Origin of the sequence: Bordetella trematum (assembly GCF_900078335.1) — a bacterium.
Classification (GTDB): domain Bacteria; phylum Pseudomonadota; class Gammaproteobacteria; order Burkholderiales; family Burkholderiaceae_B; genus Bordetella; species Bordetella trematum.
Genome location: NZ_FKBR01000031.1, coordinates 18,008 through 36,139, shown reverse-complemented (window position 1 = coordinate 36,139; position 18,132 = coordinate 18,008). Strand labels below are relative to the sequence as shown.

At 66.1% G+C, this 18,132-nt stretch carries 14 protein-coding genes; 11 read left to right on the top strand and 3 right to left on the bottom strand.

Going from position 1 to position 18,132, the window contains the following annotated elements; translation table 11 throughout:
• The first annotated feature begins 142 nt into the window (after nucleotides 1-142).
• Nucleotides 143-1,639 carry a MocR-like pyridoxine biosynthesis transcription factor PdxR gene (gene pdxR / locus A7V84_RS12430; RefSeq protein WP_412778653.1) on the top strand — a complete coding sequence of 499 codons (1,497 nt, stop codon included), beginning with the start codon at nucleotides 143-145 and terminating at the stop codon, nucleotides 1,637-1,639.
• Nucleotides 1,640-1,686: 47 nt separating this feature from the next.
• Here pdxR and A7V84_RS12425 read toward each other — a convergent pair whose 3' ends face one another.
• Complete coding sequence (locus tag A7V84_RS12425) at nucleotides 1,687-2,577, bottom strand: DUF72 domain-containing protein (RefSeq protein WP_063492515.1); 891 nt, start codon at nucleotides 2,575-2,577, stop codon at nucleotides 1,687-1,689.
• A 52-nt stretch (nucleotides 2,578-2,629) separates the two neighbouring features.
• Here A7V84_RS12425 and A7V84_RS12420 point away from each other — a divergent pair, with 52 nt between their 5' ends.
• The 10 genes from A7V84_RS12420 (at nucleotide 2,630) to A7V84_RS12375 (ending at nucleotide 16,243) form a co-directional block, all read left to right on the top strand.
• Entirely contained in the window at nucleotides 2,630-4,699 is a 2,070-nt protein-coding gene (locus tag A7V84_RS12420) for an ATP-dependent helicase (protein WP_101605007.1), read from the top strand.
• Nucleotides 4,700-4,757: 58 nt separating this feature from the next.
• Nucleotides 4,758-5,762 (top strand): magnesium and cobalt transport protein CorA, encoded by a 1,005-nt coding sequence (locus tag A7V84_RS12415; protein ID WP_025513429.1) that lies wholly within the window; start codon nucleotides 4,758-4,760, stop codon nucleotides 5,760-5,762.
• A gap of 32 nt (nucleotides 5,763-5,794) precedes the next feature.
• Nucleotides 5,795-6,433 carry a thermonuclease family protein gene (locus A7V84_RS12410; protein ID WP_231940108.1) on the top strand — a complete coding sequence of 213 codons (639 nt, stop codon included), beginning with the start codon at nucleotides 5,795-5,797 and terminating at the stop codon, nucleotides 6,431-6,433.
• An 89-nt stretch (nucleotides 6,434-6,522) separates the two neighbouring features.
• Nucleotides 6,523-8,754 (top strand): ABC transporter substrate-binding protein, encoded by a 2,232-nt coding sequence (locus tag A7V84_RS12405; protein WP_063491346.1) that lies wholly within the window; start codon nucleotides 6,523-6,525, stop codon nucleotides 8,752-8,754.
• Nucleotides 8,751-9,728, top strand: coding sequence for an ABC transporter permease (locus A7V84_RS12400; protein WP_025513423.1), 978 nt, complete (start codon nucleotides 8,751-8,753; stop codon nucleotides 9,726-9,728). The genes A7V84_RS12405 and A7V84_RS12400 overlap by 4 nt, the downstream gene beginning before the upstream one ends.
• 5 nt (nucleotides 9,729-9,733) lie before the next feature.
• On the top strand, nucleotides 9,734-11,188 hold the full coding sequence (locus A7V84_RS12395) for an ABC transporter permease (protein ID WP_170283349.1): 1,455 nt from the start codon (nucleotides 9,734-9,736) through the stop codon (nucleotides 11,186-11,188).
• Nucleotides 11,185-12,870, top strand: a complete 1,686-nt coding sequence (locus tag A7V84_RS12390; protein WP_025513418.1) for an ABC transporter ATP-binding protein — start codon at nucleotides 11,185-11,187, stop codon at nucleotides 12,868-12,870. The genes A7V84_RS12395 and A7V84_RS12390 overlap by 4 nt, the downstream gene beginning before the upstream one ends.
• Before the next feature lie 396 nt (nucleotides 12,871-13,266).
• Nucleotides 13,267-14,496, top strand: a complete 1,230-nt coding sequence (locus tag A7V84_RS12385; protein ID WP_051348195.1) for a P-loop NTPase family protein — start codon at nucleotides 13,267-13,269, stop codon at nucleotides 14,494-14,496.
• Nucleotides 14,497-14,615: 119 nt separating this feature from the next.
• Nucleotides 14,616-15,092 (top strand): DUF1178 family protein, encoded by a 477-nt coding sequence (locus tag A7V84_RS12380; protein ID WP_025513414.1) that lies wholly within the window; start codon nucleotides 14,616-14,618, stop codon nucleotides 15,090-15,092.
• 146 nt (nucleotides 15,093-15,238) lie between these two features.
• On the top strand, nucleotides 15,239-16,243 hold the full coding sequence (locus A7V84_RS12375; RefSeq protein ID WP_025513412.1) for a porin: 1,005 nt from the start codon (nucleotides 15,239-15,241) through the stop codon (nucleotides 16,241-16,243).
• An 85-nt stretch (nucleotides 16,244-16,328) separates the two neighbouring features.
• On the opposite strand, the gene efp is transcribed toward A7V84_RS12375, so the two are convergent.
• Nucleotides 16,329-16,886: an elongation factor P gene (efp, locus tag A7V84_RS12370; protein WP_025513409.1), complete on the bottom strand. Its 558-nt coding sequence runs from the start codon at nucleotides 16,884-16,886 to the stop codon at nucleotides 16,329-16,331.
• A gap of 153 nt (nucleotides 16,887-17,039) precedes the next feature.
• Entirely contained in the window at nucleotides 17,040-18,128 is a 1,089-nt protein-coding gene (gene earP / locus A7V84_RS12365; RefSeq protein WP_063491345.1) for an elongation factor P maturation arginine rhamnosyltransferase EarP, read from the bottom strand.
• Nucleotides 18,129-18,132: the final 4 nt, after the last annotated feature.

Below are 18,132 nucleotides of genomic sequence, written 5' to 3'. Positions count from 1 at the left end.
AGCCTCACAGGCAAAAAAAGACGCCGCACCGCAGCGAAAACACGGGCCTGACAAGGGGCCGGCCCGGGAGAATCAGACACTTACTTTAATGCTAAGATGGCCCCATCTGTAAGAGCCACTTTAGAAAACAGGATAGAACCAATTGAGGTCCATCGTCGGCGACATGCTGCAGCTGCGCCTGGGTGATGCGGCCGATGGCCCCATGAACCAGCGCCTTTACCGGGCGGTGCGCGAGGCCATCCTGGACGGCACCCTGGCCGGAGACAGCCGCCTGCCTGCCAGCCGCGACCTGGCCGCCGAGCTGGGCATCGCCCGCAATACCGTGGTGCACGTCTACGCTCAGCTGCAGGCAGAGGGCTATACGCACAGCCGCCAGGGCAACGGTACCTTCGTGACGGCCAGCCTGCCCGACGCCTATCTGGCCACCGGTCGCAGCCGGCGGCATGCCGCCGGCGGCCCCAGCGGCCCGCTGCTGTCGCCGCGTGGCGCCGATATCGTCGGCCGCGCCTCGGCCTCGCCTTATCAGTGGGGAGCCTTCATGCCAGGGGTGCCCGATGTCACCGAGTTTCCGCATCGCAAGTTCGGGCGCATCTTCAGCAGTCTGTGGCGCAACCCTCCGCCGGAATTGCTGACCTATGCCTATGGGGGAGGGTTGCCGGCCCTGCGCGAAGCGCTGGCCGAGCATCTGGCGCTGACCCGTTCGGTCGATTGCGATCCGAGCCAGATCATCATTACCGAAGGCCTGCACCAGGCCATCGACCTGACTTCGCGGCTGCTGGCCGTGCCGGGCGATGTCGCCTGGATCGAGAACCCGGGGTATTGGGGGGCGCGCACGGTACTGCGTGCCAATGGCATCGACATTGCGCCCCAGCCGGTCGATGCGGAAGGGATGCAACTGCCCGCGACGGCCGAATCGGTGGAAGCGCCCCCGCGCCTGATCTTCGTGACGCCTTCGCATCAGTATCCGTTGGGGTCGGTGATGTCGCTGGCGCGCCGCCGCCAGCTGCTGGCGCTGGCCCGGCGCTGGGGAAGCTGGATCATCGAGGACGACTACGACAGCGAATTCCGTTTCTCGGGCCGCCCCATTTCTTCCTTGCAAGGGCTGGAGCCGCAGGCGCCGGTGATCTACCTGGGCACCTTCAGCAAAACGCTCTACCCCGGTCTGCGCGTGGGCTATCTGGTGTTGCCCGCGGCGCTGGCCGAGGCCTTCCAGGCCGGCCATGCCGAGCTTTATCGTGAAGGTCATCTGCTGACCCACGCCGCGCTGGCGGCTTTCATCGGGGAGGGCCACTACGCCGCCCATATCCGCCGCATGCGCATGCTTTATGGCCGTCGGCGCGCCATCCTGACCACCCTGATCCAGCGTCGGCTGGGCGAGGAGTGGCTTCACCAGGACGCCAGCGACGCCGGCCTGCACCTGGTGCTCAACCTGCCGGATGACATCGACGACAAGGCTGTGGTCGAACTGGCTCATGCGCGTGGCGTGCTCACCCGCCCGCTTTCGCGCTATTACGCCAGTTCCGAAGCGGCCCGCGGCGGGCTGTTGCTGGGTTACGCCTGCGTGCCCGAGAACGATATCGCGCGCAAATTCGAGGTGTTGCTCGACAGCATGGCCGAGGTGGCGCGGCGCAAGGCCTGAAGGCGCATGACGCGGCCGTCGGGGCCGCGCGCGGCGATGGCCGTGCCTCAGCCCAGGGCCTGACGCAGACGGGCGGCGTTTTGCATGCCCTGGTCCTGGTAGTTGGTGTTGAGCACGACATGGGTATGGGTGGCGGGCAGGGCGCGGATGCTTGCGGCCAACCCAGCCAGTTCGGCGTCGCTGTACTCATACTGGAAGCGCGAGGAAGAGGCCGTGGCGCGGCTGTGCCAGGCGGCGGCATTGCGGCCATGCAGCCGCAGCAGCGCGATGTCGTCGCGTGTCACCGCCCAGACCGCAGGCACGCTGCCAGCCATGCCTTGCGGCGCATCGACGACGGTGTGGACCAGGCGGCGTTCGCGCAGGGCGTCCAGGGTGGCGGCGCGGGTGGCCGGATTACGCCACCAGCTGGGATGGCGCCATTCGATCGAGGCATCCAATTCGTCGAGCTGGGCCGCGCACTCATCGAGCAGGCGCAGTCCGCGCGCATCCCGCTCGATCCAGGGGGCGAACTGACAATGCACCAGCCCGAGCTTGCCGGCTGCGCGCAGCGGCTCCAGCGCCTGCAGATAGCGGCGCCAGAGTTCGCGCCGCCATGCCGTGGGCAGCTGATTGGCAAAGCGCGCCCGGCTGTCCCCGGGGGCCCAGCCCAGGTCATGGCGCAGGTCGGCCGGCAGTGCCGAGGGCGGCGTGGGGTGGCCCGAGAAAAGGCGGAACAGCTTCAGATTGAAGACAAAGTCTGGCGGCGTGCGTTCGGCCCAGGCGTGGGTGAGGGTGGCTTGCGGCAAGCCATAGTAGGGCGAGTCGGCCTCGACCAGCGGGAAGTGACTGGCATAGAACGCCAGGCGTGCACGCGCATCCCGCAGCTCTGGCGGATAAAACCGCCCGCAGGCCAGCAGGGTGGGGTCGGTCCAGGAGGCGGTGCCGATGAGCAGCGACATGAAGGTAGTCAGGAACGCGGTATAGTCTGGATGAATATACAGTGATTGCGCCATGAATTCCCCAGGCCCCGACACGACCGATCCGCTTGACGAACTGAACCCCCAGCAGCGCGACGCCGCCACCCATGGCATCGCCCCCGGCGGCCAACCCGCCGGCGCACTGCTGGTGATCGCTGGTGCAGGCTCGGGCAAGACCAGCACGCTGGCTCACCGCGTGGCGCAGCTCATCCGCCATGGCGCGGATCCGCAGCGCCTGCTGCTGCTGACCTTCTCGCGCCGCGCCGCCCTCGAAATGGATCGCCGGGCGGGCGCGGTGCTCAAACGGGTCATGGGCCTGAGCACGCAAGCCCCGTCGCTGCCGTGGGCAGGCACCTTCCACAGCATTGGCGCACGCCTGTTGCGCGATTGCGCCACGCGCATCGGGCTGGCCGAGTCTTTCACGGTGCACGATCGCAGCGATGCCGAAGACCTGATGGGGCTGTTGCGCCACGAGCTCGGCCTGAGCGCCACGCAAAGCCGGTTTCCGCTCAAGGGTACCTGTCTGGCGATCTACTCGCGCGTGGTCAACAGCGAAGCGCCGCTGGCCGACATACTGGCGCAGGCCTTTCCATGGTGCGCGCAATGGGAGGCCGAGCTCAAGCGCCTGTTCCAGGCCTATATGCAGGCCAAACAGGCCCAGCACATCCTGGATTACGACGACCTGTTGCTGTATTGGGCCGAGATGATGGCCGAGCCGACGCTCGCCCGCGAGTTGTCGGCGCGCTTTGATCATGTGCTGGTCGACGAATACCAGGACACCAATCTGCTGCAGGCCCGCATCCTGCAGGGGCTCAAGCCCGATGGCCGCGGCCTGACCGTGGTGGGCGACGATGCACAATCGATCTACGGTTTTCGCGCTGCCACCGTGCGCAACATCCTGGATTTTCCGTCCCGTTTCGGTGCCCATGTGATCACGCTGGAGCGCAACTATCGCAGCACCCAGCCGATTCTGGAGGCGTCCAACGCTGTCATTGCCCTGGCCCAGGAGCGCTACGTCAAGGCCCTGTGGACCGATCGCGCCGGCCGCCACAAGCCCGAGATGGTCAATGTCAGCGACGAGGCGGGCCAGGCGCGCTGGGTGGCCGATCAGGTCCTGGCGCGCCGCGAGGAGGGCATGCGCCTGACCGCGCAGGCGGCGCTGTTTCGTACCGGCAGCCACAGTGCGGCGCTCGAACTGGAGCTGGCACGGCGCCAGATTCCCTTCGTCAAGTTTGGCGGCCTGCGCTTTCTCGAGGCCGCGCACATCAAGGACGTGCTGTCTGTTCTGCGCTGGGCCGACAATCCGCGCTCGCGCCTGGCGGGCTTCCGGGTGGCGCAATTGCTGCCGGGTGTGGGCCCGGCCACGGCCGCCCGGCTGATGGACGCCATGGCCGAGGCGCCGGATCCCCAGGCCTGTCTGGCCGGGTTCAGGAAAAGCCCGCCCTGGCAGGCGCTGGCGCAGCTGTTCGGCGCCTTGCGCAGCGGCCAGGCGCGCTGGCCCGCTGACCTGGAGCTGGCGCTGCAGTGGTATGCGCCGTGGCTGGAAGAGCGCTACGACGACGCGCGCGCCCGCCAGGCCGATCTCCAGCAGCTGGCCCGGCTGGCCGGCGGCTATCCGAGCCGCGAACGTTTCCTGACCGAGTTGACGCTGGATCCACCCTCGGCCACCAGTGCCGAGTCGGGCAAGCCCCTGCTCGACGAAGACTATATGATCCTGTCCACCATTCATTCGGCCAAAGGCCAGGAATGGCGCGCCGTCTACCTGCTCAATGCGGTGGATGGTTGCCTGCCTTCGGACATGGCGACGGGCCGCAGCGACGACATCGAAGAAGAGCGCCGTCTGCTCTACGTCGCCATGACGCGCGCCCGGGAACGCTTGCAGATCATCGTGCCGCAACGCTTTTACGTCAGCACCCAGGCCGGCATGGGTGACCGCCATGTCTACGCGGCGCGCAGCCGCTTTCTGCCCGACGGGTTGATGCCCCTGTTCGAGCATCTGCCCAAACCGCCGCCGCTGCCCCATGGCCGGGCCGCTCCGGCCGAGGGGGGCGTGCCGCCTGCGCCGATCGACGTCGGCGGGAGGCTACGGCGGCTGTTCTCCTGAGCTATCATCCCCGCAGGCCGGAGCATGTCCGGCGACGATGATCCGCAAGGGGAGGGGCATGGCGCAACATTCAGCGGCCGCCGAGCCGCCAGTCAATCAGGTCGTGGCCTCGGTCGCCTATGTCGATGGCCGGCGCGCCCGTGAAGTACCGATTGCGCAGGCCGGCGAATATGTCGGCGGCGCCCAGGGCATGCTGTGGATCGGCCTGCACAATCCGGACTCGCAGTGCCTGACCGAGGTGCTGCAGGCCCTGGATATCGACGAAAAGAACCGCGAGGAAATGCTCGAGGTCCATCGCCGTCCCAAGATCATCGATTACGGCCGTGCGGTCCTGGTGGTGGCCATTACGGTGGAGGTCGAGGGGGGAAAGCCGGCATTTGGCGAAACCCAGTACCTCATCGGCAACGGTTTTCTCGTCACGGTCCGCCGGGGCGCGCGCTCGCCCCATACCGCCCTGCGCGAGCGGCTGGAAGCCGCCCCCGATCTGCTCAAGCGCGGCAGCGACTATGTCGTGGCTGAATTGCTGGACTGGCTGGTGGACCGTTACGTGGTGGCGGTCGGCGCTTTCGAAGACGTGGTCGAGCATGCCGAGCAGAAGCTCCTGATCCGCGGCGCCAAGGATGCCGATATCCGCAAGCTTTACCGCCAGCGGCGCGACCTGCTGCGCATCCATACGGCCATCGCTCCGATGGCCGAGATCTGCCGCAGGCTCTCGCGTGTCGAACTGTCCACGGTCGATGCCGCTGCCAGGCCCTACTTCGGGGAGGTGGCCGACCGCGTGCTGCGCGTCGATGAACTGGTCAATGCCTTGCGCGAGGCGCTGGCCTTCGCCTTCGAGGCCAGCCTCATGATCGGCCAGGGCCAGCAGAACGACACCACGCGCAAGCTGGCATCCTGGGCGGCCATTCTGGCCGTGCCGACGGCCATTGCAGGCATTTATGGCATGAACTTCGAGTACATGCCGGAACTTAAGACCTTCTGGGGTTATCCCATTACGCTGGGCGTCATCGTGACCGCCTGCTGCATCCTGTATTGGCGCTTCCGTAAGGTGGGTTGGCTTTAGGGCCGCGCCCCACGGTTTTCGTCGAGGTGTTCTTGCGCAATCTTCTTTCCGTTTTTCGTCCGGCACGCAGCGGCCGTGCCCGCGTAGCCGCTTTGCTGGCGCTGCTGATGCTGGTGGGGCTGGTCAGCTGGCTTGGCACGGGGCGCGCGCCCGATGGCGGCATCGTCACCAGCCCCGGCACGGCCGATGGGCCGGTGCCTGCCGGGCGTTACGTGCTGCAGGGCAAGATCGTTGACGTTGCCGATGGCGATACCGTCACCTTGCAGGCGGCCGGCGCGCGGCATCGGATCCGTCTGGACAGCATCGATGCCCCGGAAAGCGGCCATGGGCCGCAGCAGCCCGGCCAGCCCTTCGCGCAGGCTGCCCGCCGCCAGCTGAGTGCGCTGGTGGCCGGCAAGACCCTGCAGGCGCAGTGTTACGAGAAAGACCAGTACGGACGCGATGTCTGCGCGCTGATGCTGCCGGGCGGCAGTTCCGCCAACCGCGAGCTGGTCGCCAGCGGCCACGCCTGGGCTTACACCGCCCGCCGGGGCGCCTATCTCAATGACGGCGCGATGCGGGGCCTGCAGGCGCGTGCCGAACGGGCCGGTCTCGGCCTGTGGGCGCAGTCCGGGGCCAGGGCTCCCTGGCAATGGCGCTATGACTGCTGGAAGCAGCAGCAGTGCCATTAAGCAGGCAAACGGCAGTATTACATTGGTGGTGCCTTTGCTATTCTTTGCCGCGATCCATACGGGGAAATGCCTTGATGAAAACAGATCTCATGTCGAGGCGCTGGGCACTGTGCTGTCTTTGCGTCTTACTGCTGGTGGCGGGCCTGTCGGCCTGCTCGCGCGAGTCTCCCATCAACAGTCCCTACCCCGATGGCGAACTTTCAGAGAACGCTTTCTTCACGGCGTTCACCAAGCGCTCTCCGCGCTTCCTGGATCCGGCCAGCTCCTATTCCGCCGACGAAACGCCCTATACCTATAACATCTACGAACCGCTCTACGCCTATCACTACCTCAAGCGGCCCTACCAGCTCATTCCACGCACGGCCACGAAAGTGGTTGAGCCTGTCTACCTGGATGCCAAGGGCGAGGTGTTGCCGGCAGACGCGCCGGGCGAACAGGTCGCCGAAAGCATCTACGACATCGATCTGCGCGACGGCATCCGTTTCCAGCCCCATCCGGCCTTTGCCCGCAAACCCGACGGCAGCTACGCCTACTATCCCATCACGCCCGGCGAGCTCGACGGCAAGTACAACATCCCCGACTTTCCCCTGACCGGCAGCCGCGCCCTGACGGCCGATGACTACGTCTACGCGATCCGTCGGCTGGCCAGCCCGCGCATCGTCTCACCCATCTATTCCGTGATGGCCGAACACGTCGTCGGCATGCGCGAGTATGGCGACCGTCTGCGCGAACGCGATCGGGCCCTGCGCGCCGGCCTGCCGCCAAACCAGCGCGACCTGCCCTGGCTCGATCTGCGCGAAGCCGATGGTTTCACCGGCGTGCAGGCCCTTGGGCCGAATCGTCTGCGTTTCCGCGTGATCGGCAAGTACCCCCAGTTCAAGTATTGGCTGGCGATGACCTTCGTGGCGCCCGTCGCCTGGGAGGTCGACCGCTTCTACAACCAGCCCGGCATGGCCGAGCACGACCTTTCCCTCAATACCTGGCCCGTCGGCACCGGCCCCTACATGATGGTCGAGTCGCGCACCAACTGGCGCCATGTGCTGGGGCGCAACCCCAATTACCTTCCACGGCCCTATCCCTGCACCGGCGAAGTCGGCGATGCCCGGCTGGGGCTGCTGGCAGATTGCGGCAAGCCCACTCCTTTCATCGATCGCATCGTCTTCAGCATCGAAAAAGAGGCGCTGCCCCTGAACGGAAAGTTCCTGCAGGGTTACTACGATGCGCCGCAGGTCGAGCGCGGTGATTATGGCGTGGCCATGCTGGTGGCCGCATCCGACTCGCCCGACAAGGCGGCGCTTTTCCGCGAGCGTGGCTTCTATCTGCCCACCACCGTGGAAACCACCAACTACTACATGGGCTTCAACTGGCTGGATCCGGTCGTCGGCCAGGGCGACACCCCCGAGCAGGCCGAGCGCAACCGCAAGCTGCGGCAGGCCATCAGTATCGCCTTCGACTGGGAAGAGTACGTGAATATCTTCCAGGACGGCCAGGCGCAGGTCGCGCATGGCCCGGTGCCGCCGGGGGTGTTGGGCTACGAAGCCTTGCCGGCCGGCTACAACCCCGTGGTCTATGACCTCGTGGACGGCAAGCCCCGGCGCAAGTCCGTGGAAACAGCCCGCAAGCTGCTGGCCGAAGCCGGCTATCCCAACGGCCGCAACGCCAAGACCGGGGCGCCGCTGGTGCTGTACTACGACGCCATGTCGGGCGCAGGGGCCAGCCCCATGTTTGACTGGATGCGACGCCAGCTGGCCAAGATCAATGTCCAGATGGATGTCCGCTCCACCGACTACAACCGCTTCCAGGACAAGATGCGCAATGGATCGGCGCAGCTCTTTCTCTGGGGCTGGAACGCCGACTACCCCGATGCCGAGAACTTCCTTTTCCTGCTGTATGGGCCCAATGCCAAGGCCAAGAACGGTGGCGAGAACGCCGCCAACTACAACAGCCCGGAATTCAACGCGCTCTTCGAGCAGATGCGCTTCCTGGATGATGGCCCGCAGAAGGCCGAGCTCATTGCCCGCATGACCGATGTCGTGCGTCGCGATGCGGTCTGGATGTTCGGCTATTTTCCGATGTCTGGCGGCGCCTATCAGCAATGGGTGGGCAACGCCAAACCCAGCCAGATGGTGCGAGACTCGCTTCAATACATGAAAGTCGATCCCGGCCTGCGGGTGCGCAAGACCGATGCCTGGAACACGCCCCGCTGGTGGCCGCTGGGCGTGTTGGCGCTGCTGATCCTGCTGGTGATCATCCCTTCCTATCGCGTGTTGCGCCGCCGTGAGCGCCAGACGGCCTTTGGCACCGAGGAGCGAAAATCATGATCCGTTATGTGCTGCGCCGCCTGATGTACGGCGTGCTGATCCTCATCGGCGTCAACCTGCTGACCTTCGTGCTGTTTTTCGCGGTAAACACGCCCGACGACATGGCCCGGCTGGCCATTGGCGGCCAGCGCGCCAGCCAGGACGCGATCGACAAATGGAAGGCCGAGCGCGGCTACGACAAGCCGCTCTTCTACAACGATGAGGCGCATGGCCTCAAGCGCTATACCGATACGGTGTTCTACCAGCGCTCGGTGCCCTTGCTGCGGTTGGATTTCGGCGCTTCGGATGGCGGGCGCGACATCGGTCGCGAAATCCAGACCCGCATGTGGCCCAGCCTGGCGCTGGCGCTGCCAGCGTTTGTTCTGGGCTTGTTTGCCAGTGTCACGTTTTCGTTGACCCTGGTGTTCTTCCGGGCCACCCGGCTGGACTTCTGGGGGGTGGTGCTGTGCGTCATCCTGCTGTCCATCTCCAGCCTGTTCTACATCATCGCGGGGCAGTGGCTGTTCGCCAAGATACTGCGGCTGGTGCCCTATTCGGGCTTTACCGGAGGGCTGGACATGGTGTCCTTTCTCGCCTTGCCGGTGCTGGTGGCGGTGATCTCGCGGCTGGGCCCCGAGGCGCGCTTCTTCCGCAGTGTCTTCCTCGAAGAAATCGGCAAGGACTATGTGCGCACGGCGCGGGCCAAGGGCCTGAGCGAATCGCTGGTGCTGTTTCGCCATGTGCTGCGCAATGCCATGCTGCCCATCCTCACCAGTACCGTGGCCACCATCCCGCTGCTTTTCATGGGCAGCCTGATCGCCGAGTCCTTCTTCGGCATTCCGGGGTTGGGCAGCTACACCATCGACGCCATCAACGCCCAGGATTTCTCCATCGTGCGGGCCATGGTGTTCCTGGGATCGGTGATGTACATCGTGGGCCTGATCCTGGCCGATATCTCCTACACGCTGGCTGATCCCCGCGTACGTTTCGAGTGACCGCCATGCCGAGATTCATCTTCCTCTGGACAGACGTCGCCCTTTTCCTGATGGTGCTGGCGGTGTTCGCCTACATCTGGCGGGTGCGTCGCAGCCCGGCCCTGCGCGCCACCTGGAGTCGGGTGGCCGGCGACCGCGCCGCCATGTGTTCGGCGGTGCTGCTGATGGGCTTCGTCAGCATCGGCCTGCTGGATTCGGTGCACTACCAGCCGCGCCTGCCGCCGGCGGCCAACGCGCCGGCCGGCGCGCCGCCCATCTATGCGCCGGCGGTGCGTTCGTTGCTGGATACCCTGCTGGCGCCCTCGTTGCTGGCCAAACCCGAAAAAACCTATTCCGCGCCGCTGGCTTCCTACCAATTCACCAAAGAAAGCGTGGTCGACGCCCAGGGCGTGGTGACGCGGGAGTTCCCGCGCCTGGTCCATGGCGGGGCTCACCTCACCGATCCCGCTACCCAGACCGTGCCTGATGTGCTTGAGCGGCTGATCCTGGGTCTGCTCGGCGGGCTGGTCGTGGCCCTGCTGGCGGCAGCACTCCTGACCCTCTGGCTGGCGCGTCGTCGCGGCCCGGGCAGGGTGGCGCCCGCGCAGCTGTGGCGGGGCCGGAGCGATGTCCCCTGGCGAGCCATGTGGCTGACCCTGCTGGTGCTCTGCCTGGCCGTGGGCGGGCTGGGCATGCTGTCTACCGGCTACCACGTGCTGGGCACCGACCGCACCGGCAACGACGTGCTCTGGCAGGCACTCAAGAGCGTGCGCACGGCGCTGGTGATCGGCACGCTCACCACGCTGGCCATGCTGCCGCCGGCCATCGGCTTCGGCATCGCGGCCGGCTACTTCAAAGGGCGCGTGGACGACGCCATCCAATACATCTACACCACCCTGACGTCCATCCCCGGGGTGCTGCTGGTGGCGGCCTGCATCCTCATGATGCAGGTCTACATCGACAAGCATGCGGCCTACTTTGATACGTCGGCCGCGCGTGCCGATATACGCCTGTTTCTGCTGTGCATGATTCTCGGCCTGACCGGCTGGTCCGGGCTGTGCCGTCTGTTGCGTGCCGAGACCCTCAAGCTGCGCGAGCAAGAGTACGTCCAGGCTGCGCGGGCATTTGGCGTATCGCACTGGCGCATCATGATGCGCCACCTGTTGCCCAACGTCATGCACATCGTCCTGATCACGGCAGTGCTGGAGTTCTCCGGGCTGGTGCTCTACGAGGCGGTGCTGTCCTATCTTGGCATCGGCGTGGATCCCAGCATGAATTCCTTCGGCTCCATGATCGACAGCGCGCGCTTTGAAATGTCGCGCGACCCGATGATCTGGTGGAACCTGTTGAGCGCCTTCATCTTCCTGGTGACCCTGGTGCTGGCCGCCAACCTGTTTGCCGACGGCGTGCGCGATGCCTTCGATCCGCGCAGCCGTCGCCTGAAGCCCTCGCTCAAACCCCTTGCCGGAGGCGCCCGATGAGCATGCTCAAGGTTCACGATCTGGACGTGGTGGTGCAGGCCGACGACAGGCTCACGCCGGTGGTCAGGCGCCTGAGCCTGGCCATCGAGCAAGGACAGACCTTCGCCCTGGTGGGCGAGTCGGGCAGCGGCAAGAGCATGACGGCCCTGGCTTTGCTGCGTCTGCTGCCTGACGCCGGGCGCATTGTGGGCGGCCAGGTCGATCTGGCCGGCGAGGACCTGAACACCCTCACCGAGCGCCAGATGCGGGATGTTCGCGGCGGGCGCATCGGGATCATCTTCCAGGAGCCCTCGACCAGTCTGAATCCCGTCATGCGGGTGGGCGACCAGATCTGCGAGACGCTCGTCACCCACACTGCCTTGCGGGGAGCGGCGGCGCGTCAGCGGGCCATCGAATGGCTGCGGCGCGTGGGCATTCCGGAGCCAGAGCGGCGCATCGATGATTATCCCTTCCAGTTTTCGGGCGGGCAGAAGCAGCGCGTCATGATCGCCATCGCCCTGGCGGCCGAGCCGCGCCTGCTGATCGCCGACGAGCCCACCACCGCGCTCGACGTTACCGTGCAGGCCCAGGTGCTGGCGCTGCTGGCCGACATCCAGCGCGAGATGGGCATGGCGGTGCTGCTCATCACCCATGACCTTGCCATCGTGCGCCAGACCGCGCATCACGTGGCCCTGATGCGCCATGGAGAAATCGTCGAGGCCGACAGCGCCGAGGCCTTCTTTGCCGCGCCGCGCCATCCCTATGCACGGGAGTTGTTCGCAGCCATCCCGACCTTCGACAAGCGGGGGCGCCCGCTGTCGGCCATTGGCCAGGCCAATGAGGCCGGCGCCGGTTCCAGGCAGGCCATTCTGCCCGATGGAGAGCCGCCGGCGGCTGGGGCGCCCGTGCTCGAAGTCAGCGGGCTTTGCGTGGGCTACCCCCTGCGCCGGGGCCTGTTGCGGCGTGGCAAGGAGTGGGTCACGGCAGTCAATGGCGTCGACTTTACGCTGCACACCGGTGAAACGCTTGCGTTGCTTGGAGAGTCCGGTTGCGGCAAGACCACCACCGGCAAGGCGCTGCTGCGCCTGCTGGACGGCGCTCGCATCACCGGGCGGGCCATCCTGGACGGCGACGACCTGCTGACGGCCAACCGCCAGCGCCTGCAATCTCTGCGGCGTCAGATCCAGATCGTGTTCCAGGATCCCTATGCTTCACTGAACCCGCGCATGCGGATCGGCGACATCCTCGACGAAGGCGTCGCCTCGCTCCATCCTGCGCAGTCCGCCGAACAGCGCCGTGCGCGCGCCGAAGAACTGTTGCGCCGCGTCGGTCTGCCGCAAGACACCGTGCGGCGCTATCCGCACGAGTTCTCCGGCGGCCAGCGTCAGCGTATCGCCATTGCCCGGGCGCTGGCCGTCGAGCCCAAGGTGCTGATCTGCGATGAGCCGACTTCAGCGCTCGACGTATCCGTTCAGGCGCAGATCCTGGACCTGCTGCGTGAGCTGCAGGTCGAGCTCGGTATCGCCTATCTCTTCATCACGCACAATTTCGGCGTGGTGGAGTATCTGGCCGACCGCATCGCCGTCATGGGTGAGGGGCGTATCGTCGAGCTTGGCTCGGCCGCCGACGTTCTGCATCATCCTCAGCATCCTCTGACGCAAAGACTGCTGGATGCCGTGCCGAGGTTGAGCGTCGGCACCTGAGCCCGCCTCACAAGAGCCGGTTCGCGCCGGCTCGCAGAGTCCGAAGGGGGCTGGCAGGGCATCCCGTGAATCCGGTATCTCCGGCAGTATTTCACGCCATCATGTGCCAATCGTCGGGATTACCCGGGGGGCGTGAAGCCGCGAATCGCAAAGATTCAGGTAATCTCGATCGTTCAACATTGTGGCAGTGCCGCAGGCCGGACATGGCCTGCTGTGGAAAAGGGCTGTGTACTGCCGCTGCACACGCGCCTGTCGTGCAGCGCGCAGGCGATGGGGAACGTGCCGTCTGTGGCGTTGCCGCCGGGCCCGAATGACGGCACAGCAGATGCCGGTTATCTCACAGTGAGCGCTATGGAAACACACGCAAGAGAGTGGGCAGGGGGGCAGAGCAGCGCGGTGGATTTTCTTTTTCTCTCGGTAGATCCCGAACTGGAGCGCCTGCTCGCGCAGGGGCTGGGCGCGCAGGAGCGGCTCAGGCGCGAGCCTCCCGACGAGCGCACATTGGCGTCGCTTCTGGCCGCGCTTGAGCCGGCCGTGGTCTTCCTGGACTTTTCGATGGGCCGGCAGCAGGCGCAACAGCTCGGCCAGGCCGTGGCATTGGCGCAAGCGCTGCATGGCCTTTCGCCCTCCTTGCCGAGGGTGGCGGTAGGGGATCTGTCCCAACCCGACGGCGCGGTCGCGGCGCTGCGTGCCGGTGTCCGTGATTTCATCGATCCCAGGCGGGATCCGGCCGAAATCCGCGGCGTGGTGCGGCGCCTGCTCAATGAGCGTGGCGTCGGGCCGGGCGGGGGCGCCTTGCAGCGCAGCCTGCTGGTGCTGGGCGCGACGGCCGGCGCGGGAGCCAGTACGGTGGCGGTACAGGCTGCGCGCTTGGCGCAGCAGCAGTTGGGCTATCCCCGCGAAGGCGCGGACGGTCATGCCGGGACCGCCGGGCAAACCCGGCTGGCGGTACAGCGCCCCATGGCTGAGCGGGCCTGCCTGTTGGACCTTGGCTGGCCCCGGGACGACAGCCTGCGTTATCTCGATCTGAGTCCGGGCTACGACTGTGCCCGGTTGTTGCACGACCTGCCGCAGATGGACGGCGCTTTGCTGGCCAATGCCATGGACCATACGCCGGGCGGCATCGCCGCACTGGGGTTGCCTGCCGGCGCACAGCGGCCGGCCTTGCCGCCGCACGAGGCGCGCTGGGTAAGCGAATGCCTGCGGCGTCATTACGGCTTGCTGGTGATCGATGCCGGCGGTATCGGACCGCATCCCTGTATTCCTCCCCTGGCATTCGGCGCCCAGGAAACCTGGGTGGTCACCGACCAGAGCGCGGCAGCCCAAAGCGCCTTGGTCGGGTTGTTGCAGGCGCTCGATGGTCAGATGCCACGTCACACCCTCAGACTGGTGGTCAATCGCTATGATCCGGCTTGCGGGCCTGATGCGCAGGAGATCGCCGCCCAGCAAGGGATTGTGCTGGCCTGTACGCTGTCCGCCCACGCGGCCGGCGCTCCACCCGCACAGGACGATATGGCGGCCTTGAATGAATGCATCGAAGGGCTGCTGCGCGACCCGCCTGCGCCGTCACGCGAAGACTGGCTGGCCGCCTGGTTGCCGGGCGTGCATACGCGCCTGATGGCCTGACGCCAGGGATGGCGGGTCGCGCCCGTCCGCCAGTAGAGGTATGCTCTGGCTGCCCGCCTGCGTCGGCGTAGCAGACGCAGGCGGAATTCGGTTTTCGCCCGGTTTTTTCTCCAATTGCCATGGCTTTGAAAGTTTTCGATCTGGAGTGCGAGCACGGCCACGTCTTCGAGGGCTGGTTCTCGTCGCACGACGACTACGACGCTCAGCAGGCGCGTGGCCTGCTGAGCTGTCCGATCTGCGCCTCGGCGCAGATCACCAAGCGTTTGTCCGCGCCGCGCCTGAATGTCTCGCATCTGCGTCAGCCCGCGCCGGCGCCTGAGACGGTGGCGCGCGCATCGGCGGGCGGGCCGCCCGCCGCGTCGGCGCCGGCGATGGCATTGCAGGCCGAAGTGCTGCGCAAGGTGCGCGAGCTGGTCCGCAAGACGGAAAACGTGGGGGCTTCCTTTGCCGCCGAGGCACGCCGCATCCATGATGGCGAGGCCGCCGAACGACCCATCCGCGGCGTCGCGACGCCCGAAGAGCGGGCCGAACTGGCTGAGGATGGCATTGCGGTCATGGCGCTGCCCGCCTTTCTCGACGACGAGCAACTGCAGTAGTTTCTTTCGCCCTTGCTGCAATCGACGATTGCAGCCGCCCCGGGCGTTTTTCCGATAGTTCTTTCTCCGCCGCAGCGCCGCGTCCTGGCTACGCAGACTGATCTCCTCAGGTCCTCAAGAGACCTGCTTTCGATCAGGAGACAAGCATGCGGAATTCCCATGTCGCAGCCTGGGCGGCGACGCTCATTGCCTGCGCCAGCACCCCGGTATGGTCAGCCACCTCCAGCCTGAAACTGTCAGGTTCGCTCGACATGGGGCTGCGGGTCACGACCTCGGATGATTCCCGGCGTCTGCGAACCGTGAGTGGCGGGCGCTCTTCTTCCTATATTGCCCTGAGCGGCGTAGAAGAACTTGGCGGCGGCTGGCGAACCTCATTCACCCTGCAAACGCTGTTCAACATGGGCAATGGCAAGCTCCTGCTGGATGGGCAGCGCTTCAATGGCGAGGCCTCCGTCGGCCTAGAGGGGCCTTACGGCGAGCTGCGTCTGGGCCGCCAGGCCGTGATGGGCGGGCAGTGGGGCAGCCTGGATGCCGGTTTCGACGGCGGCTGGGGTGGCGCCGGCGATCTGGTCATGCCGGCCGGCTATGGCGACACCGGCTATGCGGCCCTGGTGGACAACAGCGTTTTCTACTTCTCGCCCAAGCTCGGCTCGTTCTCCCTGGCTGGCGGCTACAGCTTCGGCGTGCGCGACAACGATGACGAAAAGAAACGGCGGCGGGATCATCTCTTTACCGCCGGCGTTCAGTACGCCAACGGCCCCTGGTCGGCAGCCTTGACGCTCGATGGCTTGCTGCCCCGCGACAAAGAGACGCGTCATCCGACGCGCAACTATCAGGCCACGGTTGCCTACGAGCCCGACGGCTACGCCGTGAGCATCGGGGTGGGGCGCTTGTATGGCATCAGCCGCGGCGTGGCGGCCAAAAAGGGCTACTGGCACGCCTACACCCTGGGCGGGCGCATCGATGTCGGTGGCGCGGGCAAACTGCGCATGGCGCTGCAGTATGGGCCGGTACTGCATTTCTACAGCGTGGCCACCGGTTATCAGTATGACCTGTCCAAACGTACCAGCCTCTATGCCTATGTCATCCGGCGCTTTGGCGGCCCCTTTGCCCGGGAGCTCCTGACCGTCGGCATGCGGCATCGTTTCTAGCGCCGGAAACGACACGCCCGCCTTTCGGGGCGGGCGTGTCGGCCTTGTCAGGCGCCAGTCACGGGCACGGGGCCCGTGTGGGTGCTCAGTTGACGCGGCTGCGGTACTCGTTGGTACGCGTGTCGATTTCGATCTTGTCGCCGATTTCGCAGAACAGCGGCACGGGCAGCTCGAAGCCGGTGTTGATCTTGGCAGGCTTGAGCACCTTGCCCGAGGTGTCGCCGCGCACGGCGGGCTCGGTGTAGGTGATCTCGCGGACCAGGATGGTCGGCAGTTCGACGGAAATGGCGCGGCCTTCATAGAAGACGGCTTCGACTTCCATGCCTTCTTCGAGGTAGTTCAGGGCGTCGCCCATGCTCTCGGCCTCGATTTCGTACTGGTTGTACTCGCCGTCCATGAAGACATACATCGGGTCGGCGAAATAGGAGTAGGTGCACTCCTTGCGGTCGAGCATGATGATGTCGAACTTTTCGTCAGCCTTGTAGACCGATTCGCTGGCCGAACCCGTCAGCAGGTTCTTGAACTTCAGCTTGACGACGGCGGCGTTGCGGCCGGACTTGTTGTATTCGGTCTTCTGGACCACTTGCGGATCCTTGCCGACCATCACTACGTTGCCGACTCGCAGTTCCTGAGCGGTTTTCATCGATTAAAACTCCGGGGGTAAATGCGCGCTCGCCGTTGCTGCGCGCTGCGGTATCTGCCCATGCCGCGCGCCCCGGGAGGCAGAAAAGAATCAAGCGGTGTTGCGAGATTTGCCGCGGGCGGCTCGGCAGGCTCGCTGAGGTAACTTTCTATTCTAGCGCGAGTTGATGATATCAGCGCAAAATTTCACAAGGCTGTCCCCTAAATCGGGGCGTGCCGCCTGTTCGGCGTCCCATTGGCGGGCCTGGTTCTGCCATTGTGCCCAGTGGCTGCCATCCAGGGCGGCAGACAGCGTGCCGGCCCAGTCAGCCGGTGTCTGGGGGGTATTCCAGCGCAGCTGCAGCTCGCGTGCCGCAGGCGGCGCCGGGTAGTGTTGCAGCCAGGCATGCAGTTTGTCCAGGTGCACGTCGTCGTCTTGCGGGTAGATCTGCCAGACTAGAGGCCGGGCGGCCCAGGCGGCGCGGATGAACGAGTCTTCGCCGCGCACGAAGTTCAGATCTGCGCTCCAGAGCAGGCGATCAAAGTCGGGTTGGGTCACGAAGGGGATCCGGGCGATCTGCAGCAGGCCGCCCGCAGCGGCCTCGAGCCCGGGCGCCACGCCCTGCGGCGCCAGCAGCAGGGTGGGGCGGCTGGCCAGCGCCCGGGCCATCTCCAGGTAGGGGGCATGGGGATAGCAGAACAGCGTCACCAACCGGCTGTCCGGGTGTGCGCGCACCACGCCCAGCTCGCGCAGGAAGGCCGCCCGGGCGGCAGCATCCGCTTGCCAGCCATCGCGCGCCTGCGTCAGCCCCGCCTCGCGGATCAGCCCGCCGGTGCGGGCGGTAAATCCTGGAAAGAAGAAATACTTGCGCAGGCCATCGGGGCGCATCGAGGGCAGACCGTGGCAGTCCTGGACCCAGTCTTCGGCGCTCAGGTATTCCAGGTTGATCCAGACCGGCGGCTGTGGCTGTGCGCGCATGGCGGCCATGAAACGGGCGGGGGGGTCGCAGGCGAAGGCCTCGATCACGATCTCGCCGGGGGCGTCGCTTGCGGCGTCATCCCAGCGGCGGATCTCGATGCCGCCGAGCTGCTGCGCCGCGAGGGCGGGATCGACCTGCGGCTGCAGGCGCGCGAACGCCTCCAGATCGTCGACCCACAAACGCAATTGCCAGCCGTGGCCTTCCCGCAGACGGCGGGCCAGGCGCCAGCACACGCCGATGTCGCCGTAGTTGTCGACCACGCGACAGAAAATATCGGCGCGCATGCAG

What these genes read in the sequence shown, in the direction of transcription:
- A7V84_RS12395 (WP_170283349.1), top strand. Translation starts at nt 9,734, where the DNA reads ATGCCGAGATTCATCTTCCTCTGGACAGACGTCGCCCTTTTCCTGATG.
- earP (WP_063491345.1), bottom strand. Translation starts at nt 18,128, where the DNA reads ATGCGCGCCGATATTTTCTGTCGCGTGGTCGACAACTACGGCGACATC.
- A7V84_RS12390 (WP_025513418.1), top strand. Translation starts at nt 11,185, where the DNA reads ATGAGCATGCTCAAGGTTCACGATCTGGACGTGGTGGTGCAGGCCGAC.
- A7V84_RS12400 (WP_025513423.1), top strand. Translation starts at nt 8,751, where the DNA reads ATGATCCGTTATGTGCTGCGCCGCCTGATGTACGGCGTGCTGATCCTC.
- A7V84_RS12420 (WP_101605007.1), top strand. Translation starts at nt 2,630, where the DNA reads ATGAATTCCCCAGGCCCCGACACGACCGATCCGCTTGACGAACTGAAC.
- A7V84_RS12405 (WP_063491346.1), top strand. Translation starts at nt 6,523, where the DNA reads ATGTCGAGGCGCTGGGCACTGTGCTGTCTTTGCGTCTTACTGCTGGTG.
- A7V84_RS12375 (WP_025513412.1), top strand. Translation starts at nt 15,239, where the DNA reads ATGCGGAATTCCCATGTCGCAGCCTGGGCGGCGACGCTCATTGCCTGC.
- A7V84_RS12425 (WP_063492515.1), bottom strand. Translation starts at nt 2,577, where the DNA reads ATGTCGCTGCTCATCGGCACCGCCTCCTGGACCGACCCCACCCTGCTG.
- A7V84_RS12380 (WP_025513414.1), top strand. Translation starts at nt 14,616, where the DNA reads ATGGCTTTGAAAGTTTTCGATCTGGAGTGCGAGCACGGCCACGTCTTC.
- A7V84_RS12415 (WP_025513429.1), top strand. Translation starts at nt 4,758, where the DNA reads ATGGCGCAACATTCAGCGGCCGCCGAGCCGCCAGTCAATCAGGTCGTG.
- efp (WP_025513409.1), bottom strand. Translation starts at nt 16,886, where the DNA reads ATGAAAACCGCTCAGGAACTGCGAGTCGGCAACGTAGTGATGGTCGGC.